This window comes from Streptomyces sp. WG5, assembly GCF_049974565.1.
GTDB lineage: Bacteria > Actinomycetota > Actinomycetes > Streptomycetales > Streptomycetaceae > Streptomyces.
Genome location: NZ_JBNGGC010000012.1, coordinates 127,783 through 154,727 on the forward strand (window position 1 = coordinate 127,783; position 26,945 = coordinate 154,727).

A 26,945-nucleotide genomic window follows, 5' to 3' on the forward strand; every position below is an offset into this window, starting at 1 on the left:
GTAACCAGAGTGAACGGAAGATGAACTGGGCTGGGCGCCACAGTGACCGGAACCGGCGCCTCCCCCTCCCTCTGCGTGTCCGGTCCGATGCTCTCCGGAGACGTGCCTGGCAGGATCGCCGCGAGGCCGGCCGGCGGCGGCACGGCAGGGGGCTCCAGATGCCCGGAAGGAGACGGTGACTGTGACGTATTCGCGGGTCACAGAGGTGCGGGGCGACGAGGAACGGTCCAGGGAGGCCGCCTGGGAGGCACTCGTCGCGACGGCCCGGCGGACGGTGGCGGACGGGCTGGTGGTCGGCACTTCCGGCAACGTATCGGTACGCGTCGACGACACGGTGCTGGTCACTCCTTCGGGTGTGCCCTACGACCGTTTGGCCCCGGGTGACGTGACCGGCGTCGACCTCGACGGGCGGCAGGTGCTCGGCACGCTGGTGCCCACCAGCGAACTGCCCCTGCACCTCGCCGTGTACCGCGCCACCGACGCCCGGGCCGTCGTCCACACCCACGCCGTCCATGCCACGGCGGTCTCCGTCCTCGTCCCCGAGCTCCCGCCGGTCCACTACATGACCGCCGCCCTCGGCGGCCCCGTCCGGGTCGCCCCCTACGCGACCTACGGCACCGACGAACTGGCCCGCAACATGCTCGATGCCCTCACCGACCGCACCGGCTGCCTCCTCCAGAACCACGGCACGATCACCTACGGCACCTCCCTCGGCCAGGCGTACGACCGCACGGCCCAGCTGGAGTGGATGTGCCGCCTCTGGCTGACGGCCTCCTCCGTGCCGGGCCGCACACCGTCGCTGCTGACGGACCACCAGCTGACGGAGGTGACGGAACGGCTCCGGGGGTACGGGCAGCGGGGCTGACGAACGGGCGGTCGGCCACCGGTACGGAGGGCCCGTCCACCGGCAGAGGGCCCGTCCACCGGCAGAGGGCCCGTCCACCGGCAGAGGGCCCGTCCACCGGCACGGAGGAGGCCCGTCCACCGGCACGGAGGAGGCCCGTCCACCGGCACGGAGGCCGGCCACCCGGTCGCCGGTACGGGGCCCGGCCGCTGTTCCGTCGACGGAACCCGGCTCCGGCGTTCCGGCACGGCGCGTACCGCGCGGCTTCGGGGGTACCGGCAAGCAGGACCGACTCATGGCTCCCGGCCCGGCAGGCGCCCCCGGCGGGGCACGTCACCCCCCGCCGCCCGCCCCACTGGCCGCCCGAGGACTCCCCCAGGAGACTGGCCCCATGCGCACTGTCACAGCGACGGCCGCCGCCGTCACCGCAGCCCTGGCGGCCGGAGCGGCGAGCGTCGTCGCCGGCCGGCTCGCCGCCGACGTCGCGCTCAAGGCGCCCCCCGGCAGGCCCCTGCCCACCGAGCCCCGGCTCACCGTGCACGGCACCGCCGCCGGGCAGATCACCCTCACCCGGGATCTGGCCGCGCTGCGCCCCGGCCGCTACGGCCTCGCCGGGGACGGCTCGCACGCGGTGGTCGGCGAGGTCCTCGACACGGCCGAGCACGGCGCCGACACCGTCGTACGCCGCCTCGAACGCGTCACGCACGGCACCCTCGCGGCCGGCGACCGGGCCTGGTTCACCCCGAACCTGTACGTCGGCGATCCGGGCACCGCCCTGGACCTCGAACACGCCGACGTCGAGGTCCCCGGCGAACTCGGACCCCTCCCGGCCTGGTTCCTGCCCGGCGCCCGCCCGACCTGGATCATCGCCGTGCACGGCCTGGGCGCCACCCGCGAACACGCCATGAACCTCATGGCCCCCCTGCACCGCCGGAACGTCCCGGTGCTCGCCCTCGCCTACCGCGGCGACGCCGGCGCCCCGCCCTCGCCGGACGGCCTGCACCACTTCGGCGAGACCGAGTGGCGCGACGTGGACGCGGCCGTCCGCTACGCCCTCGGCCACGGCGCCCGCCAGGTCGTCCTGCTCGGCTGGTCCACCGGCGCCACCATGGCCCTGCGCACCGCCGCGCTCTCCGGCGTACGCGACCGCATCGCGGGACTCGTCCTCGACTCACCGGTGCTCAGCTGGGAGACCACCCTGCGCGCCCTGGCCGCCGCCCGCCGAACGCCGGGCGCCCTCCTGCCGCTCGCCGTCCGCGCCGCCCAGGGCCGCGCCGGGCTGCGCGCCGACCACGACGCCGCGACCGCCGGCCTCCACCGCCCGGCGGTCCCGACCCTGATCTTCCACGGCCCCGGCGACGCGGTGGCCCCCTGGCGGCTCTCCCGCCGCCTCGCCGACACGCACCCGCGCCTGGTCGCCCTGCACCCGGTCGAGGGCGCTGCGCACGGCGCCATGTGGAACGTCGACCCGCACGACTACGAAGAGACCCTGCGCCGCTTCATGACCCCCCTGGTGTGATCCCGCCGCACCCACGCGCCGGCGTGGGCCCGCCCGGTTCCGTTTAGCGTCGTACCACTGGCCTGATCCGATGCCGGACGGCGTGCCGCACCCGTGCGTCCGCCGTCCCCGGCGTCAGTCGCGGCATTCCGTTTGGGTTTTCGGACCGTCAACCGGAAGACTGCACCCGTGACGTCCCGTATCCCGCGCGACTCCAGGCTTCGACTCGTCCGCCCCCGACCCCTGGCCGCCGCCCCCCCAGCGATGAACCAGCGGCGTCCGCGCCGCGCCGCGCCGCGACCCCCGGAGGGCACGCCGGCCCGGTCGGAGTTGGCCAGAATGGCGCGCTCCGGTCTGGCCGACGCGGCCCGTGTCGCCCGCTGGGCCGACACCGCCCTCGGCGGCGCCACCGCCGACGGCAAGGCCACCCTCTCCGACGCGACCGCCGACCACGCGGCCCGGGAACTGGGCCTGACGGCGGCCAAGGTCCGCGCCGACTGGGACACCGCCCGTCTCGCCGGACTGGTCGAGGTGCACGGCGGCAGAGCCCGCCCCGGCTGGCGGCTGCGCGCCTGGAACCGCGACGACAGCGCCGTACTGCGCGGCTGGGTCGCCCTCTTCGACGCCTGGTCGCTGGCCCACCCGGAGCCCGCCGGGCAGGAGCCGGCCGCCGTGGCCGAGGTCATCTCCGCGATGCCCCAGGTGCTCTCCTTCCTCCAGCTGTCCGCGGGGCCCGTCCCGGTGGAGCAGCTCCTGGACCTGCTGGAGCAGCGCGTCAGCGAACTGCGCACGGAGCGCTGCGAGGTGCCCTACGGCCCCCGTCTCGAGCCCGGAACGCCGCAGACCGCCGCGGTCGCGCCGCCCCCGGACGCCACCGCCGACACCCCGCTCGCCCCCCTCCTCGACTGGGCCCTGCACGCCCTCGCCTCCGTCGGCGCCCTCACCTGCGGCGACGGACAGGCCACGCTCACTCCGCTCGGCAGCTGGGCGGTCTGGGTCAAGCTGGAGCAGATCTGCGTCGCCGCGCAGAGCCCCGCCGGCAACATCGAGCAGTCGGCCGAGGACATGCTCCGCGGCTGCGCCCAGCTCCGCCCCAACGCCGCGCGCGCCGAGTACCGCGCCTGGCTCGCCGCGCGCCCCGTCGGCAGCGCCGTCGCCGAACTGCTCGGCGGTGCCCGCGGCGAGGACGCCCTGCTGCGCGGCCTCGCCTTCGAGGCGCTGCGCGTGGTCGGCGCGCCCGCCGAGCCCGACGTCCGGGCCGTCCTCGACGAGCCGACCCTGCGGCCCTACGCCCTGTTGTGGCTGGCCGAGCACGACGGCGCCGACCCCGAGGACGCCCACGAGGTCCTCACCCGCCAGGAGGCCACCTGGCTGTGGGTCGACACCGCGGCAGCCGTCGCCGACCACGGCGAGGCCCCGCTGCTCGTGAGGCACCTGGAGTCCGCGGTGCAGTCCACCGTCCCGGCCCTGCTGGACGAGGTCCGGGCCGTCGGCCACCCCCGCACCGTGCAGGTCCTGGTCGCCCTCGCCGCCGCACACCCCGACCCCGCCCTGGCCAAAGCCGTACGCAGGGCGGCCTTCCAGGTCCACACCGGGGGCAGCTGACCACGCGGAGCACCCGCGGCCACCGGACCGCGGACACCCGAACCCGTGAAAAGCGTTTGCACGGCCCCGTTAGACTGGCCCCCATGGCCATTCTCCTCGCGCATTAGACGGCGGGAAACGTCCTCAGCCGCCCATCCCGCCACCCACCCGCTCAGGAGTCTGACCGTGATCTCCGCCTCCGGCATCGAGCTGCGCGCCGGTGCCCGCGTCCTCATCGAAAGCGCCACCTTCCGCATCGCCAAGGGCGACCGCATCGGCCTGGTCGGCCGCAACGGCGCCGGCAAGACCACCCTCACCAAGGTCCTCGCCGGCGAGGGCCAGCCCGCCGCCGGCGCCGTCACCCGCTCCGGCGAGGTCGGCTACCTCCCGCAGGACCCGCGCACCGGCGACCTCGACGTGCTCGCCCGCGACCGCGTCCTGTCCGCGCGCGGCCTGGACGTCCTGATCCGCAAGATGCGCGAGAACGAGCAGCGCATCGCCAACGGCCAGGGCGCCACCCGCGAGAAGGCGCTCAAGCAGTACGAGCGCCAGGAGACGGAGTTCCTCACCAAGGGCGGTTACGCCGCCGAGGCCGAGGCCGCCACCATCGCCGCCGCGCTCAACCTGCCGGACCGGGTGCTCGGCCAGCCCCTGCACACGCTCTCCGGCGGTCAGCGCCGGCGTATCGAGCTGGCCCGGATCCTGTTCTCGGACGCGGACACCCTGCTGCTCGACGAGCCGACCAACCACCTCGACGCCGACTCGATCGTCTGGCTGCGGGACTACCTCAAGACCTACCGCGGCGGCTTCATCGTGATCTCCCACGACGTCGACCTGGTCGAGACGGTCGTCAACAAGGTGTTCTACCTGGACGCCAACCGCTCCCAGATCGACGTCTACAACATGGGCTGGAAGCTCTACCAGCAGCAGCGCGAGGCCGACGAGAAGCGGCGCAAGCGCGAGCGGCAGAACGCGGAGAAGAAGGCCTCCGCGCTGCACTCGCAGGCCGACAAGATGCGCGCCAAGGCCACCAAGACCGTCGCCGCGCAGAACATGGCCCGCCGCGCGGACAAGCTGCTGGCCGGTCTGGAGGCGGAGCGGAAGTCCGACAAGGTCGCCAAGCTCCGCTTCCCCGAGCCGGCGCCCTGCGGCAAGACCCCGCTGATGGCCGAGGGCCTGTCCAAGTCGTACGGCTCCCTGGAGATCTTCACCGACGTCGACCTGGCCATCGACAAGGGCTCCCGGGTCGTCATCCTCGGCCTCAACGGCGCCGGCAAGACCACCCTGCTGCGGCTCCTCGGCGGTGTCGAGAAGCCCGACACCGGCCAGGTGATCGAAGGCCACGGCCTCAAGCTCGGCTACTACGCGCAGGAGCACGAGACCCTCGACCCCGAGCGCACCGTCCTCGAGAACATGCGCTCGGCCAACCCCGACCTCGATCTCGTCGAGGTCCGCAAGACGCTGGGCTCGTTCCTGTTCTCGGGCGACGACGTCGACAAGCCGGCCGGTGTCCTGTCCGGCGGCGAGAAGACCCGCCTCGCGCTGGCCACCCTCGTGGTGTCCTCGGCGAACGTGCTGCTGCTCGACGAGCCGACCAACAACCTCGACCCGGCCAGCCGCGAGGAGATCCTCGGCGCGTTGCGCACCTACAAGGGCGCTGTCGTCCTGGTCACCCACGACGAGGGTGCCGTCGAGGCGCTCCAGCCGGAACGGATCATCCTGCTTCCGGACGGTGTCGAGGACCTGTGGGGCGCCGACTACGCGGACCTCGTCGCCCTGGCTTGATCGAATGAATGATCCACTGGGTATGGATCATTCGGCCGATCCGTGATCCACCATCTGTGTGAGATCTCCTCATCACGAGGTGTGTCCTACACCGATGTCGCGGCCGGGCCCCCATTGCCGGGGGCCCGGCCGCGACACCTTTCTGACCTGGAACTTCGCGGAAAAACCCGTTCGGCCGTACGGGCACGATCCTCTGGAATCGTGGATTCCGTATGTGGGGACTCGCTCCTGTCGTCACAACCTTGTCTCATCGACCTTGCCGAATGGGTGGCCATGAAGCCCTGGAGGGGTGATCATGAGGAGACCAGAGCGCACTTCCCATGAGGAGGCACGGGTGGCCGAGACTCTGAAGAAGGGCAGCCGGGTGACCGGCGCCGCGCGCGACAAGCTCGCGGCAGACCTGAAGAAGAAGTACGACGCCGGTGCGAGCATCCGGGCGTTGGCCGAGGAAACCGGCCGCTCGTATGGCTTCGTGCACCGCATGCTCAGCGAGTCGGGTGTCACGCTGCGAGGGCGTGGCGGGGCTACCCGGGGCAAAAAGGCCACAACGGCCTGACGTCCCGGGCGACCCCTCGGCTCCGAAAGTGAAGGTGGTCACCCGGTCGGTCGCCAGACCGTCCGGGTGGTTACTGTGCAGTCACTCAGCTCCGCCGCCGTACGGCGCCCAAGCCGGCGCACGGCGGGGACGACGACCGCACCTTCCGGAGGCGCCCCATGGCTTCGCCCGCCCACGACCCCGCTCCCGCGCTCGACACGGACGGCGTGCGGCTCACCGTCGACGACGCGATCGCCACGGTGACGCTGACCAACCCGGCCAAGCGCAACGCGCAGAGCCCCGCTCTGTGGCGGGCGCTGACCGAGGCCGGCCGGCTGCTGCCGGGCTCCGTCCGGGTCGTGCTGCTGCGGGCCGAGGGCACGTCCTTTTCGGCCGGGCTCGACCGGCAGGCGTTCACACCCGAGGGCTTCGACGGCGAACCGTCGTTCATCGACCTCGCACGGGGTGGCGACGCCGAGCTGGACGCGACCATCACCGAGTACCAGGAGGCGTTCACCTGGTGGCGGCGCAGCGACATCCTGTCGGTCGCCGCCGTCCAGGGGCACGCCATCGGGGCCGGCTTCCAGCTGGCCCTCGCCTGCGACCTGCGGGTCGTCGCCGACGACGTGCAGTTCGCCATGCGCGAGACCAGCCTCGGCCTCGTGCCGGACCTGACGGGCACGCATCCCCTGGTGTCCCTGGTCGGCTACGCCCGCGCGCTGGAGATCTGCGCGACGGGCCGCTTCGTCATGGCCGAGGAGGCGGTGAACACCGGGCTGGCCAACCTCGCCGTGCCCGCGGACCAGCTCGACGGCGCCGTGCACGACCTGGCGGCGGCGGTCCTGGCCGCACCGCGCGACGCGGTCATCGAGACCAAGGCGCTGCTCCAGGGCGCCCAGGGCCGGGACTACGAGGCCCAGCGCGCCGCCGAGCGGGCCGCGCAGGGACGCCGGCTGCGCGACCTGGCCGGACTCGGGGAGTAACCCGGGCGCGACCACACCGGGGCGAGCCCGCACCCGGCCCGCGGTGACGGGCTCAGTACCCCAGTGGGATCACCGGCGTACCGGAACCTAGAAGCCCTGCCGTACCCCGCCGTCCACCGGCAGCATCACGCCCGTCACGTACGACGCCGCGGGGGACAGCAGGAACGCGGCGGCGCGGCCGAACTCCTCCGGGGTGCCGTAGCGGCGCAGCGGGATGCGGGACTCGGCGGCCGCCCTGGTCGCCTCCGGGTCGGCGGACATGCCGTCCAGCTCGCGCACCCGGTCCGTGTCGACGCGGCCCGGCAACAGGCCGACGACACGCACACCACGCGGGCCCAGCTCGTCGGCGAGGGACTTGGCGAAGCCGGCCAGCCCCGGCCGCAGGCCGTTGGAGATGGTCAGGCCGGGAATCGGCTCGTACACCGAGCCCGACAGCACGAAGCCGATGACACCGCCCGGCTCCAGTTCCGCCGCCGCCGTCCGGGCCAGCCGCACCGCACCCAGGAACACCGTCTCGAACGCCGCCTGCCACTGCTCGTCCGTGGTGTCGGCGACGAACCCGGGCGGCGGCCCGCCCACGCTGATCAGTACGCCGTCGAAGCGGCCGAAGCGCTCACGGGCGGTCGCGACCAGCCGGCCGGCGGCTTCCGGGTCGGCGTTGTCGGCGGCCACCCCGACCACGTCCGGCCCCAGCGCGGCCGCCGCCTCGGCGACGCTCTTCTCGTCCCGCCCCGTGACGACGACCTTCGCGCCGTCGGCGACCAGCTCGCGCGCGGCGGCGTTGCCCAGGCCCCGGGTGGCTCCCGTGACGACGTACACCCGGTCCTTCAGTCCAAGATCCATGGCCCTATCCTGCCCCCTCGTCCCCGAACAGGGCGAGGGCGGTGTTCACGAGGCCGATGTGGCTGAACGCCTGCGGGAAGTTGCCGAGCTGGTGGCCGGACGCCGGGTCGTACTCCTCGGCCAGCAGCCCCACGTCGTTGGCGAGCCCCACCAGCCGTTCGAACAGCTCCCGGGCCTCCTTCGTCCGGCCGGTCGCGTGCAGCGCGTCCGCGTACCAGAAGGAGCACACCAGGAAGGTCCCCTCGCTGCCCGGCAACCCGTCGACGGGCTCCCCCTCGGTGCTGTAGCGGCGTACCAGGCCGCCCCGGGTCAGCTCCTCACCGATCGCGTCGACCGTGCCGACGACCCGCGGGTCGTCCGGCGGCAGGAACCCCACGCGCGGGATGAGCAGCAGCGAGGCGTCCAGCTCCCGCGAGCCGTAGGACTGGGTGAAGGTGTTGCGCTCCGGGTCGTAGCCCTTCTCGCACACCTCGCGGTGCACCTCGTCGCGCAGCGCGCGCCAGCCGTCCGGGTCGCCACCGCTCAGCTCCGGATGCTCCTCGAGCGTGCGCACGGCCCGGTCGAAGGCCACCCACGTCATCACCTTCGAGTGCACGAACTGCCGGCGCCCCCCGCGCACCTCCCACAGCCCCTCGTCGGGTTCGCGCCACGCCGTGGCCAGGAAGCGCATCAGCGCGCACTGCAGCTCCCACATCTGCGGCTGCGGGTGCATGCCCGCCAGCCGGGCCAGTGACAGGGAGTCCATGACCTCGCCGTACACGTCCAGCTGGAGCTGGTTCACGGCGTCGTTGCCGATCCGTACCGGCGTGGACTCGGCGAAGCCGGACAGCCACGGCAGCTCGAACTCCGGCAGCCGCCGCTCGCCCGCCAGTCCGTACATGATCTGCAGGTCCGCCGGGTTGCCCGCGACCGCGCGCAGCAGCCAGTCGCGCCAGGCCTCGGCCTCCTCCAGATACCCGGCCGACAGCAGGGCGCCCAGGGTGAGGGTGGAGTCCCGCAGCCAGCAGAACCGGTAGTCCCAGTTGCGTACGCCGCCCGGCTCCTCGGGCAGCGAGGTGGTCGGCGCCGCCACGATGCCGCCGGTGGGCTTGTAGGTGAGCGCCTTGAGAGTGATCAGCGAGCGGACGACGGCGTCCCGGTGCGGGCCGTCGTAGCCGCAGTGGGCGGCCCAGGCCCGCCAGTCCTCGACGCTGTGCTCCAGGGCGATGAACGGGTCGACCAGTGCGGGGCGGGGCTCGTGCGAGGGGTGCCAGGTGAGGACGAACGCGACCTTCTCGCCCGCGGCGACCGTGAACTCCGCGTGCGTCCCGAAGTCCTGCCCCCAGCTCCGCACCTCCGGTTCGCTGCGCAGCCACGCCGAGTCCGGCCCGGCGACGGCCACCCGGTGCCCGTCGGCCCGGCGCATCCACGGCACGATCGAGCCGTGGTCGAAGCGCAGCCGCAGCACGCTGTGCACGGTGACCTCGCCGCTCAGGCCCTCCACGACGCGCACGAGGTCGGGGGCGCGGTCGCGCTGGGGCATGAAGTCGGTGACCCGTACCGCGCCGTCCCCGGTCTCCCACTCGGTGTCCAGGACCAGGGTGTCCGGCCGGTAGGCCCGCCGGGTGCAGCGCTCCGCCCCCTTGGGGGCGATACGCCAGTGGCCGTTGTCCTCGTCGCCGAGCAGCTTGGCGAAGCAGGCGGCGGAGTCGAAGCGGGGCAGGCAGAGCCAGTCCACGGAGCCGTCCGTGCCGACCAGGGCCGCGGTCTGCTGGTCGCCGACGAGCGCGTAGTCCTCGATGTGGGGGTGCACGGGTTTCCGTCTTCCCGACAGGGAGCGGAGCAATCGGATCCGCCCGCGCGGCTCCCGTCGGGCGGCTACACCGGGGCGGGTTCCGCCCGCGCCGGTTCCGTGTCCCCGCCGGTCTCACGGTCGCGCTTCTCGCGGCGGACCAGGAACCACCAGCCGACCGGTACGGCCGCGGCGAACAGCCACCACTGGATCGCGTACGCGAAGTTCAGTGCGGCGTCCTCGTTGCCGGGCCTGCCGATCCGCTCCGGGGTGTCGCCCTCCGGCTCCGGCTCGATCAGGACGACGTATCCGCCGAGCACCGGGGCGTCCAGGCGCTCGGCCTGCTGCGCGCTGTTGATGAGCATGATCTGCCGGTCCGGCAGACCCTCGAGGTCCTTGATGCCGCTCGCTTCGGTCGTCTCGTCGGGCATCAGCCGCCCGGTGACGGTGATCTCTCCCCGGGGTGGCGCGGGGACCTCGGGGAACGCGGTCTGGCTCGGGCCGTCCGCGGGGATCCAGCCCCGGTTGACCAGCAGGACCTCGCCGTCGTTCAGCACGAACGGGGTCAGCACGTGGTAGCCGATGTTGTCGTCGGAGTCGGTGCGGCGGCGGACGACGACCTCGCGGTCCGTGTCGAAGTGCCCCTGCGCGGTGACGGTGCGGTACCGCTCGCGCGAGGTGATCTTCTTGCCGGGAGCGGTCAGCGACTCGGCGGGCACCGGCGCCGCGTCGAGCGCCTGCGCGACCAGGTCGTTCCGGGCGGTGCGTTCCTCGTAGCGGTCCATCTGCCAGAAGCCCAGCCAGATCATCGTGGGGACGAGCAGCACGGCGACCAGCGTGAGGATCACCCACTGGCGGGACAACAGGAAGCGGTACACGCGTCGACGGTACCTTGGCCGGGATCGGCCCTCGCGGGGAGGTCCCCGCGAGGGCCGGACCCCCGCGCCGGAGGGAGTGCGCGACCGATCCGCGGCGCCGTGGGGTCCGCCGCGGGCCGTCCCCCGCGTCGGCGGGGAGCACGTGCGACGCGTGGTCCGGTGACGGCCTCGCCGGGCGGGCGAAGCGCTCAGACCTTGTCGACGATCCCCGCCCTCCCCTCCGCGCGGGCGCAGTGGGCGCCGCAGTACCAGTGGCCCTCGACCTCGACGCCCTGGCCGATGATCTGCACCCGGCAGTGCTCGCAGATGGGGGCCATCCGGTGGATCGCGCAGGAGAAGCAGTCGAAGACGTGCACCGCTCCCTGGGCGTGGACCTCGAAGGTCATTCCGTAGTGGTTGCCGCAGACTTCACATGTCGCCATGCGCCACAGGGTGAGCCGTCACCGCGACGCGGGCGAGCGGGCGCCGGGCGAGTCGCCCGGAATCACCCGTCCGTACGGCTCGGGTACGGCTCGCGTACCCGCTCAGCCGTCCGCGGGCTCGACGTCCGCGAGGAGTTGCCCGAACGCGGCCTCGTCCACCACCGGCGTGCCGTACTGGCGGGCCTTGACCACCTTCGACGTGCCCGAGTCCGGATCGTTGGTGACCAGCAGACTGGTCAGCCGGGACAGGCTGGTGGCGACATGCAGTCCGGCCTCGGTCGCGCGGTCCTCCAGCAGGTCCCGCTCGACGGAGGTGTCACCCGAGAAGGCGACCCGCATGCCCTGTTTGAGGCGTTCGCCCTCTTCGTACCGGCCGGGGTTGGGATAGGGGCACGCGGGCCTTTTGCGGGAGGGGCGCCAACCGGTCTGCCGGTGGCCGCCGTGGCCCGCCTGCTGTCCGATCCGGGGAGCGGGCCGGTCCGACCACTCGGTCAGCGGCCGGCACTCGTGCAGCGGCAGCCGTACGCCACCCGCCGCCGCGGCGAGCAGGCTCGGCCGGAACGCCTCCGCCAGCACCCGCGCGTCGTCCAGCGCGTGGTGCGCACGCTGCTGTACGACGCCGAAGTGGGCGGCCAGCGACGCCAGCTTGTGGTTGGGCAGGGGCAGGCCCAGCTCCTTCGAGAGCGCGATGGTGCACAGCCGTTGGCGCACCGGCGCCTCGCGCTTCGCCCGCGCGTACTCGCGGGCGATCATCTGCCAGTCGAAGACGGCGTTGTGCGCGACGAGTACACGCCCGTCGAGCCGGGCCGCGAACTCCTCGGCGACGTCGGGGAAGAGCGGCGCCCCCCGGAGCGCCTCGCTCGTCAGGCCGTGTATCCACACCGGGCCCGGGTCCCGCTCGGGATTGACCAGGGTGTACCAGTGGTCCTCGACCTCACCGCGGGCGTCCAGCCGGTAGACGGCCGCGGAGATGATGCGGTCGTCGCGGGCCAGGCCGGTGGTCTCCACGTCAACGACCGCGTACCCCTGCGGGTACGCGGCCGGCCACGTCGTGGCGGACGACGCTGCGGTCGTGTGGTCTTCGAGCATGGTCCATGAGGATACGGGCCGCGACTGACACTCCGGTCCGGCAGGTGTCCCGCGCCGCCCGGCGAAACGGTTCCGCCGCCAAGTTCCGTACGGCGCGCGAGGGATACGGCGGGAAGGGGGCGGGGAGGCGGGTACGGGGCGCCCTCACGGGGCACGCGACATACCCGACGGCGTCCCCGTGTGTGACGCAACCCACGCCCGGCGAGGCCCTGACGGGCCGTGGCGCTGCCGGTCGTCCGGCAGGTCACGGACGCCGGTCACCATCGGACCGGGGACGGGTCACCACCGGATCAGTGGCGGGACCACCACGGGGTCGCCACTGATCCGGCAGCGGGACCACCACGGGGTCACCACCGGATCGGTACCGGAAGGGCCGTCAGGAGCCCGGACACCGCGACCACCACGCCCAGCGCGACGACCTCCGCGCGCGCGGGGGAGCAGGCTGTCAGGGGGTCGGCCGCGCGGCTCAGCCGGATCCTGGCCCACAGGGCGAGGGCGGCGACGGCGGCCACCAGAATCACCTTGGCGAGCAGGACCCGCCCGTACGCCGTGTCCGTCAGCTGGTCCGCGATCGTGTCCGGCGGCATCCGGCGCAGCGAACTGCCCACCCCGGTCGCCGTGATGGCCGCCAGCAGAACGGCCGCCACGCGCGCGTAGAGACCCAGCAGGGCCGGACCCGCCTCGGCGCCCCGCCACTGCCGCAGGGTCCGCAGCGCGTACAGCAGACCGCCCACCCACAGCGACGCACACGTCAGATGGACGAGGGTCAGGCCGGAGCCGATCAGCGGGCTGTACTCCGTCGTGGGGTGCGCGCGCAGGGCCTCCGCGACGACCACGGCGGCCAGCGGCCAGACCTGGAGGCCCGGCCGGCGCGAGGTGGCGCACAGGCCGGCCGCGAGGAACGCGTTGACTTCCAGGAGCGCGAGCTTGCCGTCACGGGACTCGTAGAGGCCGCCCACGTCGATGTCGGCGACGCTGTCCGGCACCAGATTGCCCGTGGCCACGACCGACGCCAGACCGAGTGCCGCGACGAAACCGGCGGCGGCGGCGTACGGCGACCAGCTGCGGGGCCGCTGAGCGGGAGCGTCGGGGAGCGACCGGGCCAGCCGGTTCACGAAGAGCTCGCCGATCGGCACGCTCAGCGCGGCGAAGAGCACCGTGCGCAGCAGTGCTATGCCGCCGGTGCCGGGTGCTTCGTCCTCCCCGGTGCCGTGCAGGGCGGGGGACGGGCCGAGGACGGGTATCAGGGCGGCCAGCACCACCAGCACGAGCACGGCCGCGGTCCGGACGGTGCCGGAGGGCCGCGCGTGCTGTCCGGTGCCGGCGGTCCTGGACGGAGGTCTTGTCAAGGTCACCTCGAGATCTTCACCAGCTCCCCAGAGCCGGGCAAGTTCCGGAAAATAACTGGCGGTCCGGCATTCCGTACATGAGGACGTTTTCGGCCGCCGTACGGTTCGGGGAGGCCGGGAAGGGATGAGGAACGCGTCACACCCACCGCGCGGTGTCCGCGCCGCACGGTCCCGGCGGCCGGGCCCAGTCGGCCGGGCCGCCCGTGAAGGACACCGGCGGCAGGGCGTACCGCAACCGCCCCAGTGGACTGTCCCGTTCGGCGAGCCAGGGCCCCGGTCCCGGGTACGCCGCGTCGCCGGCGCCCTCCGCGGCATCCGGCCGGATCCGGTCCGTCAGCCAGCGGGCGGTCCGCGCCAGCGCCACCCGGACGTACCGGCTGCCGCCCTCGTACGACTGCTCGGTCAGCGCCCGCAGCACCCCGGCCGCCAGCAGGTACCCGGTGCCGTGGTCGAGGGCCTGCGCGGGCAGCGCGCCCGGCCGCTCGGAGGTCCTCTCCACCGCGGCGATCCCGGTCGCCACCTGCACCAGGCTGTCGAAGCCGCGCCGCCCGGCCCACGGCCCGTAGGCGCCCCACGCGGACAGCTGCGCCACGACCAGCCCCGGCCTGCGCGCGGCGAGCGCCTCGGGGGACAGCCCGAACCGGTCCAGCGCACCCGGCCGGTACCCGGTGACGACGACGTCGGCCGCACCGAGCAGCTCCTCGAACGTCCCGTGACCGTGACCGTCCGACAGGTCCAGCGTCGCGGACCGCTTCCCGAAGCCGGTGTCGGCATGCTGGTCGGACAGTTCCGGCAACCCCGGCGGATCCACACGCAGTACGTCCGCACCGAGCAGGGCGAGCGTGCGGGTGGCGACCGGCCCCGCGACGACCCGGGTCAGATCGAGGACACGCAGCCCGGCGGCGGGCAGCAGGGGAGACGACGGGGAGGACGCGGGAACCGACGTGCCCGCGCGCGCGGGCGAGGCGTCCAGCCGTCCCCGCTCCACCAACGGCCGCCGGGCCACGGCCCCGCCCTGCCCGGACGCCGCCCACTGTTCGGGCGTCCGCAGCGCGACGGCCAGCCCGCCGGCCGCGTACACGGTCTCCTGCACCTCCCACGCGGACCGCCCGGCGAGCGCCGACCCCACCGCGCCCACGTCCTCGGGCACCCCCAGCGCGCCGAGCAGCCGCTCCCGGTGATGCGGATAGTTCGCGTGCGTCCGCACCCACCCGTCGGCCGTCCGCCACAGCCGCGACAGCGGTGCGAACGGCACCGGCTCCCGCCCGCCGACCCGCAGGTGCCGCTCACTGGTGAAGGCCGCGGCGACGGCCCCGTCGTCCACCCGCACCCCGGGCACCTCCGCGAGCCCGGCCCGCCGCGCCCCCAGCTCGGCCGCGGCCAGCGCACACGCGCCGACACAGGCCCTCGCCGACTCCCGCACCGGAAGCCGCGCGTCGAGCGCCCCACGGCGTACGACCTCCGACACCCGGGACAGCAGCGCGGGATCGCCTCCCAGCGCCGGCCACACCTGCTCGATGGCTCTCATGGGAGCACTATGCGGCGCCGGCCACGCCGGGGACAGAGGCGGCCGACCACCTCAGCCGCACCTCCGTGCGCACGTCCGTGGGACGCAGCTCCCACCCCTGGGCGAGGGCCACCTCGGCGACGTACCGCCCGCCCGCACCACCGTGGTCACGACGCGGTATCTCGCATTCCACGGGGGATTCCCCGCCCTCCGGGTCCGTCGCGCGGGCGGTCCAACGGGCGACCGTCCTGTCGACGCGCGCCCTGTAGTACGCGGTGCCCCCCTCGTGCCGCAGCTCCGGCCGGCTCACGCACCAGGAGCCCAGCCGCGCGATCGCGCCCAGGGTGTCGTCCATGAACCTCATGCAGCCGTCCCCGAAGCCCTGCCGGAGCGCCGTGACCGCGTCGGTGAACAGACCCACCACGAAGAGCACGACCGCGACGGCCGGCCACACCACGCACAGCAGCGGGAAGAACACCAGGGTCGCGGCGAACCGCAGGGCCAACCGCCACCGTGGCCGCACCGGTCCGGGCGCCCAGCTCTGGGGGTACTCGGATGTGCTCATGGCGAAAACCCTGCCGTACGCGCGTGGAGCGGGCCGGGAGTCCGCCCCGGCCCGCTCCACGCGCGCGTGCCGGTTACCGGGTCACCGCGTCCAGCGCGTCGGTCGTGCCCCAGCCGTAGAAGCCGTTGCGGTTCTTCGAGCCCTCGCACACCGCGTCGACCTTGCCGTCGCCGTCGATGTCGTACGGCTTGGTGCACGGCGTGGCGTCGGCCTGCGCGTACAGCAGGGCCTTCACCATGGCCGGGGAGGCGTACGGGTGCGTCGACTTGATCAGGGCGGCGACACCCGCGACGTGCGGCGACGCCATCGACGTACCGGCCATGTAGCCCCACCTGCCGCCGGGCAGCGTGCCCAGGATCAGACCGCTGGTGGCGGGCGGTGCCGGCGTCTGGTAAGCCGTCGAGTCACCGCCGGGCGCGGCGATGTCGACGACACCGAGGCCGTGGTTGGAGAAGGACGACTTGAGACCCTTCGCGCCGGTCGAGGCGACCGTCACGACGCCGGGCAGCTGGGTCGGGATGTCGAGGCACTCGGACGGGTCGACCACCCGGTCGCCGGGCGTGGTGTCGTTCGGGGAGGACGGGTCGGTGATCTCGTCGGCCGCGAGGTCGTAGTTCTCGTTGCCGGCCGCGGCGACGTTGACCGTGCCCCTGCGCTCCGCGTACCGCGAGGCGCGGGTGACGGCCTCCAGGAGCGCCTTCTGGTCCGGGTCGTCCTTGCAGTTGAAGTACCAGGGGTCGGTGTAGTAGCTGTTGTTGGTCACGTCGACGCCGTGCTCGGCCGCCCACATGAAGCCGCAGACCACGGCCTCCGTGTAGAAGAAGCCGTCGGGGTTGGACACCTTGATGCCGGAGACCTTCACCCCGGGCGCCACCCCGGTCATGCCGACGCCGTTCTTGGCGGCGGCTATCTCCCCGGCCACGTGCGTGCCGTGGGGGCTCTCCGCCGCGCTCGGCCGCCAGGCGCCGTCGCTGGTGTCCGGCTTGCCGGAGACGCAGTTGACGGAGGCGTCCCGGTCGAAGTTCGGGGCGATGTCCGGGTGGGTGTCGTCGACGCCGGTGTCGATGACGGCGACGGTCACCTTCTCGCTGCCCAGCGACCTCTCGTGCGCCTTGTCCGCCTTGATGGCGGGCAGGTCCCACTGGAGGGGCTGCAGCGGGTCCTGCCCCTCGACGGCCTCGGCCGCCGCCGCCGCTGCGGCGATCTCCTGGCTGCTGAGCACCTTCGGCGCGCCCGTGTCGGTCGTGGCGGCCGAGGGCAGCGGCGCCGTGCGGGTGGCACCGGCCGACTGCACGCCGCGCACCTTGCGGATGGTCTTGGCGAAGTCCGGGTTCGAGGAGTGGACGACGATCACGCCGATCCGGTCGTACGACGTCACGATCATGCCGCCGGCCTTGGCTATCGCCCGCTTCACGTGCGCCGAGGGGCCGTGCCCGGGGCGGACGTTGACGACGTGGCTGAGGGACGACGACGTGTCGGCCGCGACCGCGGGAGAGGCCTGAGCGCTCTGCGCGGCGGAGGCCGGGACGCCCGGCAGGAACGCGAGGGACGCGGCCACGGCCAGGCCGGCCGGGATCGCGAGGGCGCGGCGGTGACGCGGGTGGGGCGCTGTCATGTGCGATGTCTCCAGTTGTTTCGAGGAACGTCGTGAGCGTGGCGGGGACACAGGAGCAGGCCTGCGGAGCCGGACGGGCGGATCACTTCACCGCGCGCAGCGCGTTGACGATGCCGAACCCGTAGAAGCCGTTGACCCGCTCGCCGCCCTCGCACGTGGCGTCCTGCGCGCCGTCGCCGTCCTGGTCGTAGGAGGCGGGACAGCCGGGGTTGTCCGCCTGGGCCTTCAGCAGCCGCTGCAACTGCGCCGGGGACGCCCACGGGTGCTCCGACTTCAGCAGCGCGGCGACGCCCGCGGCGTGCGGCGAGGCCATCGAGGTGCCCTGGAGCCAGGCGTACTCGTTGTTCGGCATGGTCGACAGGATGCGGCCGTTCTTCGACGGCGTGTCCGGGATCTGGTAGCGCGCGTCACCGCCCGGCGCCGCGATGTCGACGACACCGTTTCCGTACGTGGAGTAGTACGACTTCTCCTTGTCGACGCCCGTCGCGCTGACCGTCACGATGCCCGGCAGCTGCGTCGGCACGTCGAAGCACTCGTGCGGGTCGATGGTCCGCGTCACCGGAGTGGTGTCGTTCGGGCTGGAGTCGTCGACGATCGCGTCCGCGTCCAGGTCGTGGTTGGAGTTGCCCGCGGAGGCGAGGTGCAGGGTGCCCTTGCGCTGGGCGTACAACTGGGCCCGGTTGACCGCGTCGACGATGGCGCGCTGGTCGGGGTCGTCCATGCAGTTGTACAGCCACGGGTCCACGTAGTAGCTGTTGTTCGTGATCTCGACGCCGTGGTCGGCGGCGAACATGAACGCGCAGACGACGTTCTCGGGGTAGAAGAGCCCGTTGTCCGGGTCGCTCACCTTGATGCTGGAGACCTTCACGCCCGGCGCGACACCGGCGACGCCGATGCCGTTGCGGGCGGCGGCTATCTCACCGGCCACATGGGTGCCGTGGTAGTCGTCGGCGGTGTACGGCCGCCAGGCGCCGTCGCTGGTGTCCGCCTTGCCGCCCACGCAGTTGGCGGACTGCGAGGCGGAGAAGTTCGGGGCGAGGTCGGGGTGGGTGTCGTCGACGCCGGTGTCGATCACGGCGACGGTGACCCGGGAACTGCCCGGGTTGATCTTCGCTGCCTTGTCGGCGCCTATCGCGCGCAGGTCCCACTGGTCCGCTTCCAGCGGCTCGCCGGCCCCCGCGGCCCGGGACGCCTTCGCCGTCCTCGCGGCCTGCTCGTCGGTGAGCACCTGGGCGGCGCCCTGGTCCGTCGTCCCGGCGGCGGTCAGCGGCGCGGTGCGGGTCGCGCCCGCCGACTGCACCCCGCGCGCCTTCCGTATCCGCTCACCGAAGTCCGGGTTCGCCGAGTGGACGACGATCACGCCTATCTTCTGGTACGTGGCCACGACGCTGCCGTCGGCCTCGGCTATCGCGCGCTTCACCGACGCGATCGTGCGGTGGTCCGTCCTCGTGTTGACGACGTACGCCAGGCCGGGCGCGTCCCCGGACCGGCCGGCCCGTGCGGTCTGTGCGGCGGCGTCCGCCTGCGGGGCGGCCGAGGCGGCCGCCGGGAGGAAGCCGAGCGACGCGGTCAGCGACAGTACGACGGGTACGGCGAGGGCGAGTCGCCGTCTGGAACGCGAGGACCGCGACGAACGCGGCGAAGACAGATGATCCATGGGGTCTCCACATCATCCGGAAACGAAACCGGCCCGAGACACAGGTGGTGCTCGGGCAGGTACATGACGGAGTGGTGCAGGGCGAAGTTATCCCCCGCAGTCCCTGGCCAGCAATGACCCGCCACGGATGACTTCGGAAAGTGCTCCGGGTGTTGAACCGGTCCCCGTGGGGCGCCGTGTCGTTGGACAGGGAGCCCGAGCACGACCAGGCCCCTGTGAAACACCGAGGTCCAAGCCGTCATGTCCGTCGTACGAGGAGACTCCGTGGCCACCGACGCACCGCCCCCCTCGAAAGAGGAACGCCCACTTCCCTCCGCCGAGGAGTTCTCCGAAGTGCAGCAGAGCGCTGAGTTCGCCGAACTGCGCCGCTCCTTCCGCTCCTTCGCCTTCCCGCTGACGATCGCCTTCGTCGCCTGGTACCTGCTGTACGTGCTGCTGTCGAACTACGCCGGCGGCTTCATGGGCACCGAGCTGTTCGGCAACATCAACGTCGCCTTCGTCTTCGGCATCGCCCAGTTCGTCACCACGTTCCTCATCGCCTGGTGGTACTCGCGGTACGCCGCCGCGAAGCTCGACCCCAAGGCCGAGGCCATCAAGACCCGGATGGAGGGCGGCGCATGAGCCCCGCACAGACCGTTCTCGCCGCCGAACTCGCCGCCAACGAGGCCAGCGAGCACCGGCCGCTCATCATCACGCTCTTCGCGCTCTTCGTCGTCGCGACGCTCGGCATCACCGTCTGGGCGGGCCGCCAGACCAAGGACGCCGCCGACTTCTACGCGGGCGGCCGGTCGTTCAGCGCCTTCCAGAACGGCCTCGCCGTCTCCGGCGACTACATGTCCGCCGCTTCCTTCCTCGGCATCGCCGGCGCCATCGCCCTCTTCGGCTACGACGGCTTCCTCTACTCCATCGGCTTCCTGGTCGCCTGGCTGGTCGCCCTGCTCCTGGTGGCCGAGCCGCTGAGGAACTCCGGCCGCTACACGATGGGCGACGTCCTCGCGTACCGCATGCGCCAGCGCCCCGTGCGTACCGCCGCCGGCACCTCCACGATCGTCGTGTCGATCTTCTACCTGCTGGCCCAGATGGCGGGCGCGGGCATCCTCGTCTCGCTGCTGCTCGGCATCACCTCCGACGCGGGCAAGATCCTCATCGTCGCCCTCGTCGGTCTCCTGATGATCGTGTACGTCTCCATCGGCGGCATGAAGGGCACCACGTGGGTCCAGATGGTCAAGGCCGTGCTGCTGATCGGCGGCACCATCCTGATCACCTTCCTGGTGCTGCTGAAGTTCAACTTCAACATCTCCGACCTGCTGGGCACCGCCGCGGAGAAGAGCGGCCACGGCGCGGCCTTCCTGGAACCCGGCCTCCAGTACGGTGCCAGCGGCACCACCAAGCTCGACTTCATCTCCCTGGGCATCGCCCTGGTGCTCGGCACGGCCGGCCTGCCGCACATCCTGATCCGCTTCTACACGGTGCCCAACGCGAAGGCCGCCCGTAAGTCCGTGAACTGGGCGATCGGCATCATCGGCGCCTTCTACCTGATGACCATCGCGCTCGGCTTCGGCGCCGCCGCGCTCGTCGGGCCGAAGGAGATCACCGAGTCCAACCCGTCCGGCAACACGGCCGCGCCGCTGCTCGCCCTGCACGTCGGCGGCGTCGACTCGGCCTGGGGCGCGATCCTGCTCGCCACGATCTCGGCGGTGGCCTTCGCGACCATCCTCGCCGTCGTCGCCGGCCTCACCCTCGCCTCGTCCTCGTCCTTCGCGCACGACATCTACGCCAACGTCATCCGCAAGGGCCAGGCCACCGAGAAGGAGGAGATGCGGGCGGCCCGCTGGGCGACCGTCTTCATCGGCATCGTCTCCATCGCCCTCGGCGCCCTCGCCCGCGACCTGAACGTGGCCGGCCTGGTCGCCCTGGCCTTCGCGGTCGCCGCCTCCGCGAACCTGCCGACGATCCTCTACAGCCTGTTCTGGAAGCGGTTCACCACCCAGGGCGCCCTGTGGTCGATCTACGGCGGTCTGATCGTCGCCGTCGGCCTGGTGCTGTTCTCGCCCGTGGTCTCCGGCGACCCGAAGGCGATGTTCCCGGACGTCGACTTCGCCTGGTTCCCGCTGAAGAACCCGGGCATCATCTCCATCCCGTTCGGTTTCCTCATGGGCTGGCTCGGCACGATCCTGTCCAAGGAGAAGGCCGACGAGGCGAAGTACGCGGAGCTGGAGGTCCGGTCCCTGACCGGCACCGGAGCGCACTGAGCCACGCACGGGCCCCGCACCGGGCCACCGCGGACGCGGCCGCTCGTAGATCTCTACGACGCGGCCGCGTCGCACGTCGTGGGATCGGGCCGCTGTCGATGTCGGACCGGTCACGTAGGCTCGCAGGTGTCGGAGGAGAGAAGTGGAAGGCTCCGCCGATCCGCGTCGAGGGAGGGGGCCCACGTGCTCATCGACACCTACGGCCGAGTGGCCACCGACCTGAGGGTCTCGCTGACCGACCGCTGCAATCTGCGCTGCACCTACTGCATGCCCGAAGAGGGCCTGCAGTGGCTGGCCAAGCCCGACCTGCTCACGGACGACGAGATCGTCCGCCTCATCGGCATCGCCGTCACCTCCCTCGGTATCGAGGAGGTCCGCTTCACCGGCGGCGAGCCCCTGCTGCGTCCCGGCCTGGCCGGCATCGTCGAGCGCGTCGCCGCCCTGGAGCCGCGCCCCCAGATGTCCCTCACGACCAACGGCATCGGCCTGCGCCGCACGGCACCGGCCCTGAAGGCCGCGGGCCTGGACCGGGTCAACGTCTCGCTGGACACCCTGCGCCCGGACGTCTTCAAGACCCTCACCCGCCGGGACCGCCACAAGGACGTCCTGGAGGGCCTGGAAGCCGCCCGTGAGGCCGGACTGACCCCGGTCAAGGTGAACTCGGTCCTGATGCCGGGGCTCAATGACGACGAGGCCCCCGACCTGCTGGCCTGGGCCGTCGAGCACGACTACGAGCTGCGCTTCATCGAGCAGATGCCGCTGGACGCCCAGCACGGCTGGAAGCGCGAGGGCATGATCACCGCCGGTGACATCCTCGCCTCCCTGCGCACCCGTTTCGAGCTGACCGCCGAGGGCTCCGGGGAGCGCGGCTCGGCCCCCGCCGAGCGCTGGCTCGTGGACGGCGGCCCGCACCGCGTCGGCGTCATCGCCTCCGTCACCCGCCCGTTCTGCTCGGCCTGCGACCGCACCCGTCTGACCGCCGACGGCCAGGTGCGCACCTGTCTCTTCGCCCGCGAGGAGACCGACCTGCGCGCCGCCCTGCGCTCCGACGCCCCCGACGAGGAGATCGCCCGCATCTGGCGACTGGCCATGTGGGGCAAGAAGGCCGGCGCCGGCCTCGACGACCCGTCCTTCGTCCAGCCCGACCGGCCGATGTCGGCGATCGGAGGCTAGGACGGGCTCACGGACGTTCCCGGGGGCCCGCGGGGGCTTCCCAGTCGGCCAGCGGGACCACGTCCTTCAGGAAGCCCCGCACGTCGAGGAACCGGGACAGATGCTCCCGGTGCTCGTCGCACGCGATCCACGTCTTGCGGCGCTCCGGCGTGTGGATCTTCGGGTTGTTCCATGCCAGCACCCACCCGGCGGCGGCGCGGCAGCCCTTGGCGGAGCAGATCGGGGTGGTTTCGTCACTCACAGCTTCGTCTCACAACTACCGAAAACAACTACGGAACAACCGGGGGAACAACCGCGGCAGCGACCGCGTCACCACCACGGAACATGCAGGAAAAAGGCGACGCCGAGCAGCCACGGGGGGAGCTGCCCGGCGTCGGTCCGTCGCTCCGACGGGGGATGCGGAGCGAGTACGAAGTATGTCACGGGTCACCCATGACCCGGCACCGGAACAACACGATTCATCTGAGCATTTCTTCGGTCTGGCGCGGAATCGACGTTCCCCTCCGGGAGCGTCCCGCGGTCACGTCCGGCCGCGCGGCTCACCGGCCGTGCCCGCCCCCGGACCGGGCACGGCGTCCTCCGGGACCGATTCCGCCGAGCCGTCGTCGGCACGCGGCGGCATGATCATCGGCGGCGTCGGCGCCGTCACGAACGTCGACGGCAACGATGGCGCGTTCTCACGCCCGGCGTTCGCGATCACGACCGCGATGTACGGCAGGACCACCCCGAGGACCAGGGCCACGATCGCGACGTGCCGTTCCACGTTCCAGAGACAGGCCGCGAGGACCACCGACACCGTACGGACCGACATCGAGATGACGTAGCGGCGCTGCCGCCCGCGCACGTCCTCCTGAAGACCCGTCCGGGCCCCGGTGATCCGGAACACCTCGGCACTGCCGCCGGCACTCTGCTTCCGCATCTGGTTCCACCATCCGCCCGCATCGGACTCTCCCCGCCCCGCTCCCGTCCGCGGCCGCTCGGGGACACCGGTCCCGGACAGCTCTCACGTTACGCCGCACCTGCGCCGCTTACGAGACCGGGGCCACCCCGGGACCGCGCACCCGGCGTGCGCCGCACTCCGTAGTCCGGTACCCCGTTCGGCCGTACCCGGCATGCGCCGTACGCGGTACGGCCGAAGACTGGCGCTAATGCTCGCGTAGAGCCGTATGAGGAGGCAGGCATGGGCTGGTTGTGGGCGATCATCGTCGGATTCGTGCTCGGTCTGATAGCCAAGGCGATCATTCCGGGAAAGCAGCACAGCCCCCTGTGGCTGACCACCATCTTCGGCATGCTCGGTGCCATCGCGGGCAACGCGATCGCGCGGGCGGCCGGCGTGGACGCGACCTCCGGCATCGACTGGTGGCGGCACGTCTTCCAGCTGGTGGCCGCGATCGTCATCGTCGCCGTGGGCGACGCGATCTACATGGCGGTGCGGGGCAACAAGCGGCGCGAACGGGCCTGACGGCCCGCACCACCCCCGCACGGCGGGGAAGGGGCGGCCTCCGGCAAGCCGCAGGGCACCGGAAACCGCCCCTTCCGCACCCGCCCGGGCGCGGGTCGTACGCGCGCTCAGGCGCCGGTGACCTCCACCGCGGCCAGGTTCTTCTTGCCGCGGCGCAGCACCAGCCAGCGCCCGTGCAGCAGGTCCTCCGGGGCGGGGACCGCGTCCTCGCCGGTGACCTTGGCGTTGTTCACGTAGGCGCCGCCCTCCTTGACCGTGCGGCGCGCGGCGGACTTGCTGGCGACCAGGCCGACCTCGGCGAACAGGTCGACGACCGGAGCCGGCTCGGCGACCTTGACGTGCGGCAGCTCGGAGAGGGCCGCGGCCAGCGTCCGCTCGTCGAGCTCCGCCAGGTCGCCCTGGCCGAAGAGGGCCTTGGACGCGGCGATCACGGCGGCCGTCTGGTCGGCGCCGTGCACCAGCGTCGTCAGCTCCTCGGCCAGCGCGCGCTGCGCGGCCCGGGCCTGCGGACGCTCCTCGGTCTGCCGCTCCAGCTCCTCCAGCTCCTCGCGGGAGCGGAAGGACAGGATGCGCATGTACTTCGAGATGTCCCGGTCGTCCGCGTTCAGCCAGAACTGGTAGAACGCGTACGGCGTGGTCATCTCCGGGTCCAGCCAGACGGCGCCGCCCTCGGTCTTGCCGAACTTGGTGCCGTCCGCCTTGGTCATCAGCGGCGTCGCGTAGGCGTGGACGGTCGCGTCCGGCTCCAGGCGGTGCAGCAGGTCGAGGCCGGCCGTGAGGTTGCCCCACTGGTCGCTGCCGCCGCCCTGGAGGGTGCAGCCGTACCTCCGGTAGAGCTGGAGGAAGTCCATCGCCTGGAGGAGCTGGTAGCTGAACTCCGTGTAGCTGATGCCCTCGGAGGACTCCAGGCGGCGGGCGACGGAGTCCTTGGTCAGCATCTTGTTGACCCGGAAGTGCTTGCCGATGTCCCGCAGGAACTCGATCGCCGACAGGCCCTCGGTCCAGTCGAGGTTGTTGACCATCAGGGCCGCGTTCTCGCCCTCGAAGGACAGGAACGGCTCGATCTGGCCGCGCAGCCGCTCCACCCAGCCCGCGACGGTCTCCGGCGGGTTCAGCGTGCGCTCGGCGGTCGGCCGCGGGTCGCCGATCTGGCCCGTCGCGCCGCCGACCAGCGCCAGCGGCCGGTGACCGGCCTGCTGGAGCCGGCGCACGGTGAGCACCTGCACCAGGTGCCCGACGTGCAGGGACGGCGCGGTCGGGTCGAAACCGCAATAGAACGTGACGGGACCGTCCGCGAGCGCCTTGCGCAAGGCGTCCTCGTCGGTGGACTGGGCGAACAGCCCACGCCACTTCAGCTCGTCGACGATGTCCGTCACGGTTCTCGTGTCTCCTACATACTCATGATCTTCGGCAGCCGGGTGACAGCCGCCTACGAGGTTATACGCCCTGGCTGACGGAGCTCATATTGAAATCGGGGACGCGCAGCGCCGGCATCGCGGCCCTGGTGAACCAGTCGCCCCATTCCCTGGGCAGCGTCTTCTCCGTGCGCCCGGCCTCCGCGGCCCGGCCCAGCAGGTCCACCGGCGACTCGTTGAACCGGAAGTTGTTCACCTCGCCGACGACCTCGCCGTTCTCGACGAGATAGACGCCGTCCCGGGTCAGCCCGGTCAGCAGCAGCGTCGCCGGGTCGACCTCCCGGATGTACCAGAGGCAGGTCAGCAGCAGTCCGCGCTCGGTGGACGCGACCATCTCCTCCAGGGAGCGGTCGGTGCCGCCGTCCAGGATCAGGTTGCCGATCGCGGGCGCCACCGGCAGCCCGGTCAGCCCGGCGCCGTGCCGGGTGGTCGTCAGCCGGTGCAGCTCGCCCGCGCGGATCCAGTCGGTCGCCGCCACCGGGAGCCCGTTGTCGAACACGGACTGGTCACCGCCGGAGGAGTGCGCGACCACGAACGGCGCGCTCTCCAGGCCCGGCTCGTGCGGATCGCTGCGCAGGGTCAGCGGCAGCTCGCCGAGCCGCTCGCCGACGCGCGTGCCGCCGCCCGGCTTCGAGAACACCGTGCGCCCCTCGGCCGCGTCCCGGCCCGACGCCGACCAGAACTGGTAGATCAGCAGGTCCGCGACCGCGGTCGGCGGCAGCAGCGTCTCGTACCGGCCCGCGGGCAGCTCCACCCGCCGCTCGGCCCAGCCGAGCCGTACGGCCAGTTCGGCGTCGAGAGCCGCCGGGTCGACGTCCTTGAAGTCCCGTGTGGAGCGCCCCGCCCACGCCGACCGGGTGCGGTCCGGCGACTTGGCGTTCAGCTCCAGCGTGCCGTTCGGCTGGTCGTGCCGCAGCCGCAGCCCCGTCGACGTACCCACGTACGTCGACGTCAGCTCGTGGTTGGCGAAGCCGTACAGTTCCCGGCCGCCCACCCGCGCGCGGGCGAACGCCTCACCGAGGGCGGGAGCGAAGTCGGCGAACACGGCCGACGAGGTCTCGGCGGGCGCGTCGGTGAAGTCGGGCGAGACCGGCACGCCCGTGACCAGCGGCTGCGCGTCCTCGGCCGGTCCGGCGCCGCGCGCGGCGGCCTCCGCGGCCCGCACCAGGGGCTCGAGCTCGTCCACGGTCACGGCGGACCGGGACACGACCCCGGACGCCGTGCCCTCCCGCCCGTCGACCGTGGCGACGACGGTGAGCGTGCGCCCGCGCGTGACGCCGTTGGTGGTGAGCGCGTTGCCCGCCCAGCGCAGGTTGGCGGTGGACTCCTCGTCGGCGATGACGACACATCCGTCCGCCCGGGACAGCTCCAGCGCCCGCTCGACGATCTCGTGCGGCTTGCTCGTGAGCGCGCTCATCGACCGGCCTCCTGGGTGGTGTTGAGGATGTTGACTCCCTTGAACAGGGCGGACGGGCAGCCGTGGGAGACGGCCGCGACCTGCCCCGGCTGGGCCTTGCCGCAGTTGAAGGCACCGCCCAGGACGTACGTCTGAGGGCCGCCGACGGCCGCCATGGACCCCCAGAAGTCGGTGGTCGTCGCCTGGTAGGCCACGTCCCGCAGCTGACCGGCGAGCCGCCCGTTCTCGATCCGGAAGAACCGCTGCCCGGTGAACTGGAAGTTGAACGACCAGATAGCTCCTACCTGTGTTTATGCAGGTC

The 26,945-nt window shown here is 72.6% G+C and carries 24 protein-coding genes and 1 pseudogene; 10 read left to right on the forward strand and 15 right to left on the reverse strand.

Annotated elements, in window-relative coordinates; translation table 11 throughout:
• Window positions 1–181: 181 nt before the first annotated feature.
• The 6 genes from ACP4IX_RS15030 (at window position 182) to ACP4IX_RS15055 (ending at window position 7,229) form a co-directional block, all read left to right on the forward strand.
• Window positions 182–865 carry a class II aldolase/adducin family protein gene (locus tag ACP4IX_RS15030; RefSeq protein WP_426555768.1) on the forward strand — a complete coding sequence of 228 codons (684 nt, stop codon included), beginning with the start codon at window positions 182–184 and terminating at the stop codon, window positions 863–865.
• Window positions 866–1,235: 370 nt separating this feature from the next.
• Window positions 1,236–2,363 carry an alpha/beta hydrolase gene (locus tag ACP4IX_RS15035; RefSeq protein WP_426555769.1) on the forward strand — a complete coding sequence of 376 codons (1,128 nt, stop codon included), beginning with the start codon at window positions 1,236–1,238 and terminating at the stop codon, window positions 2,361–2,363.
• Between the two features lie 168 nt (window positions 2,364–2,531).
• Window positions 2,532–3,947 carry a hypothetical protein gene (locus ACP4IX_RS15040; protein WP_426519359.1) on the forward strand — a complete coding sequence of 472 codons (1,416 nt, stop codon included), beginning with the start codon at window positions 2,532–2,534 and terminating at the stop codon, window positions 3,945–3,947.
• Between the two features lie 165 nt (window positions 3,948–4,112).
• Window positions 4,113–5,711: an ABC-F family ATP-binding cassette domain-containing protein gene (locus ACP4IX_RS15045; RefSeq protein ID WP_426519361.1), complete on the forward strand. Its 1,599-nt coding sequence runs from the start codon at window positions 4,113–4,115 to the stop codon at window positions 5,709–5,711.
• A gap of 334 nt (window positions 5,712–6,045) precedes the next feature.
• Window positions 6,046–6,267, forward strand: a complete 222-nt coding sequence (locus tag ACP4IX_RS15050; protein ID WP_053128672.1) for a helix-turn-helix domain-containing protein — start codon at window positions 6,046–6,048, stop codon at window positions 6,265–6,267.
• Between the two features lie 158 nt (window positions 6,268–6,425).
• Window positions 6,426–7,229: an enoyl-CoA hydratase/isomerase family protein gene (locus ACP4IX_RS15055; protein ID WP_426555770.1), complete on the forward strand. Its 804-nt coding sequence runs from the start codon at window positions 6,426–6,428 to the stop codon at window positions 7,227–7,229.
• 87 nt (window positions 7,230–7,316) lie between these two features.
• On the opposite strand, the gene ACP4IX_RS15060 is transcribed toward ACP4IX_RS15055, so the two are convergent.
• From ACP4IX_RS15060 to ACP4IX_RS15105, 10 genes are all read right to left on the reverse strand, one after another.
• Window positions 7,317–8,072, reverse strand: coding sequence for an SDR family oxidoreductase (locus ACP4IX_RS15060; RefSeq protein ID WP_426519365.1), 756 nt, complete (start codon window positions 8,070–8,072; stop codon window positions 7,317–7,319).
• Between the two features lie 4 nt (window positions 8,073–8,076).
• Window positions 8,077–9,864, reverse strand: a complete 1,788-nt coding sequence (locus tag ACP4IX_RS15065) for a glycoside hydrolase family 15 protein (protein WP_426519367.1) — start codon at window positions 9,862–9,864, stop codon at window positions 8,077–8,079.
• 65 nt (window positions 9,865–9,929) lie between these two features.
• Window positions 9,930–10,721, reverse strand: coding sequence for an SURF1 family protein (locus tag ACP4IX_RS15070; RefSeq protein WP_426519369.1), 792 nt, complete (start codon window positions 10,719–10,721; stop codon window positions 9,930–9,932).
• A gap of 188 nt (window positions 10,722–10,909) precedes the next feature.
• A complete protein-coding gene (locus ACP4IX_RS15075; protein WP_404033823.1) occupies window positions 10,910–11,143 on the reverse strand; it encodes a hypothetical protein in 234 nt (77 codons plus the stop codon).
• A gap of 102 nt (window positions 11,144–11,245) precedes the next feature.
• Window positions 11,246–12,232, reverse strand: a complete 987-nt coding sequence (locus tag ACP4IX_RS15080; RefSeq protein ID WP_426555771.1) for a DEDDh family exonuclease — start codon at window positions 12,230–12,232, stop codon at window positions 11,246–11,248.
• 347 nt (window positions 12,233–12,579) lie between these two features.
• A complete protein-coding gene (locus tag ACP4IX_RS15085; protein ID WP_426519373.1) occupies window positions 12,580–13,587 on the reverse strand; it encodes a CopD family protein in 1,008 nt (335 codons plus the stop codon).
• A 130-nt stretch (window positions 13,588–13,717) separates the two neighbouring features.
• Window positions 13,718–15,109 carry a CoA transferase gene (locus ACP4IX_RS15090; RefSeq protein ID WP_426555772.1) on the reverse strand — a complete coding sequence of 464 codons (1,392 nt, stop codon included), beginning with the start codon at window positions 15,107–15,109 and terminating at the stop codon, window positions 13,718–13,720.
• A 7-nt stretch (window positions 15,110–15,116) separates the two neighbouring features.
• Complete coding sequence (locus tag ACP4IX_RS15095; RefSeq protein ID WP_426555773.1) at window positions 15,117–15,653, reverse strand: hypothetical protein; 537 nt, start codon at window positions 15,651–15,653, stop codon at window positions 15,117–15,119.
• 73 nt (window positions 15,654–15,726) lie between these two features.
• Complete coding sequence (locus ACP4IX_RS15100) at window positions 15,727–17,268, reverse strand: S8 family peptidase (RefSeq protein WP_426555774.1); 1,542 nt, start codon at window positions 17,266–17,268, stop codon at window positions 15,727–15,729.
• An 82-nt stretch (window positions 17,269–17,350) separates the two neighbouring features.
• The gene (locus ACP4IX_RS15105) at window positions 17,351–18,925 is read right to left on the reverse strand and encodes a S8 family serine peptidase (protein ID WP_426519381.1); all 1,575 of its coding nucleotides are present in this window, start codon (window positions 18,923–18,925) and stop codon (window positions 17,351–17,353) included.
• A 264-nt stretch (window positions 18,926–19,189) separates the two neighbouring features.
• Between ACP4IX_RS15105 and ACP4IX_RS15110 the strand changes: the two genes are divergently transcribed.
• The 3 genes from ACP4IX_RS15110 (at window position 19,190) to moaA (ending at window position 22,350) form a co-directional block, all read left to right on the forward strand.
• Window positions 19,190–19,546 carry a DUF485 domain-containing protein gene (locus tag ACP4IX_RS15110; RefSeq protein WP_426519383.1) on the forward strand — a complete coding sequence of 119 codons (357 nt, stop codon included), beginning with the start codon at window positions 19,190–19,192 and terminating at the stop codon, window positions 19,544–19,546.
• On the forward strand, window positions 19,543–21,177 hold the full coding sequence (locus ACP4IX_RS15115) for a solute symporter family protein (RefSeq protein WP_426519385.1): 1,635 nt from the start codon (window positions 19,543–19,545) through the stop codon (window positions 21,175–21,177). The genes ACP4IX_RS15110 and ACP4IX_RS15115 overlap by 4 nt, the downstream gene beginning before the upstream one ends.
• Window positions 21,178–21,360: 183 nt before the next feature.
• Window positions 21,361–22,350 (forward strand): GTP 3',8-cyclase MoaA, encoded by a 990-nt coding sequence (moaA, locus tag ACP4IX_RS15120; protein ID WP_426519387.1) that lies wholly within the window; start codon window positions 21,361–21,363, stop codon window positions 22,348–22,350.
• A gap of 7 nt (window positions 22,351–22,357) precedes the next feature.
• On the opposite strand, the gene ACP4IX_RS15125 is transcribed toward moaA, so the two are convergent.
• Together ACP4IX_RS15125 and ACP4IX_RS15130 are read right to left on the reverse strand one after the other, a co-directional pair.
• Complete coding sequence (locus ACP4IX_RS15125; RefSeq protein ID WP_426519389.1) at window positions 22,358–22,591, reverse strand: hypothetical protein; 234 nt, start codon at window positions 22,589–22,591, stop codon at window positions 22,358–22,360.
• 279 nt (window positions 22,592–22,870) lie between these two features.
• Entirely contained in the window at window positions 22,871–23,269 is a 399-nt protein-coding gene (locus tag ACP4IX_RS15130; RefSeq protein WP_426519391.1) for a DUF3099 domain-containing protein, read from the reverse strand.
• Window positions 23,270–23,530: 261 nt separating this feature from the next.
• Here ACP4IX_RS15130 and ACP4IX_RS15135 point away from each other — a divergent pair, with 261 nt between their 5' ends.
• Entirely contained in the window at window positions 23,531–23,812 is a 282-nt protein-coding gene (locus ACP4IX_RS15135) for a GlsB/YeaQ/YmgE family stress response membrane protein (protein WP_361737914.1), read from the forward strand.
• A 107-nt stretch (window positions 23,813–23,919) separates the two neighbouring features.
• Here the strand turns inward: ACP4IX_RS15135 and tyrS are convergent, their stop codons facing one another.
• From tyrS to ACP4IX_RS15150, 3 genes and pseudogenes are all read right to left on the reverse strand, one after another.
• Entirely contained in the window at window positions 23,920–25,188 is a 1,269-nt protein-coding gene (gene tyrS, locus ACP4IX_RS15140) for a tyrosine--tRNA ligase (protein WP_426555775.1), read from the reverse strand.
• Between the two features lie 61 nt (window positions 25,189–25,249).
• A complete protein-coding gene (locus ACP4IX_RS15145) occupies window positions 25,250–26,644 on the reverse strand; it encodes a metallopeptidase TldD-related protein (RefSeq protein WP_426555776.1) in 1,395 nt (464 codons plus the stop codon).
• Window positions 26,641–26,910 (reverse strand): annotated as a pseudogene (locus tag ACP4IX_RS15150) (metallopeptidase TldD-related protein); the annotation flags it as partial. The gene ACP4IX_RS15145 and the pseudogene ACP4IX_RS15150, both read right to left, overlap by 4 nt.
• Window positions 26,911–26,945 lie beyond the last annotated feature (35 nt).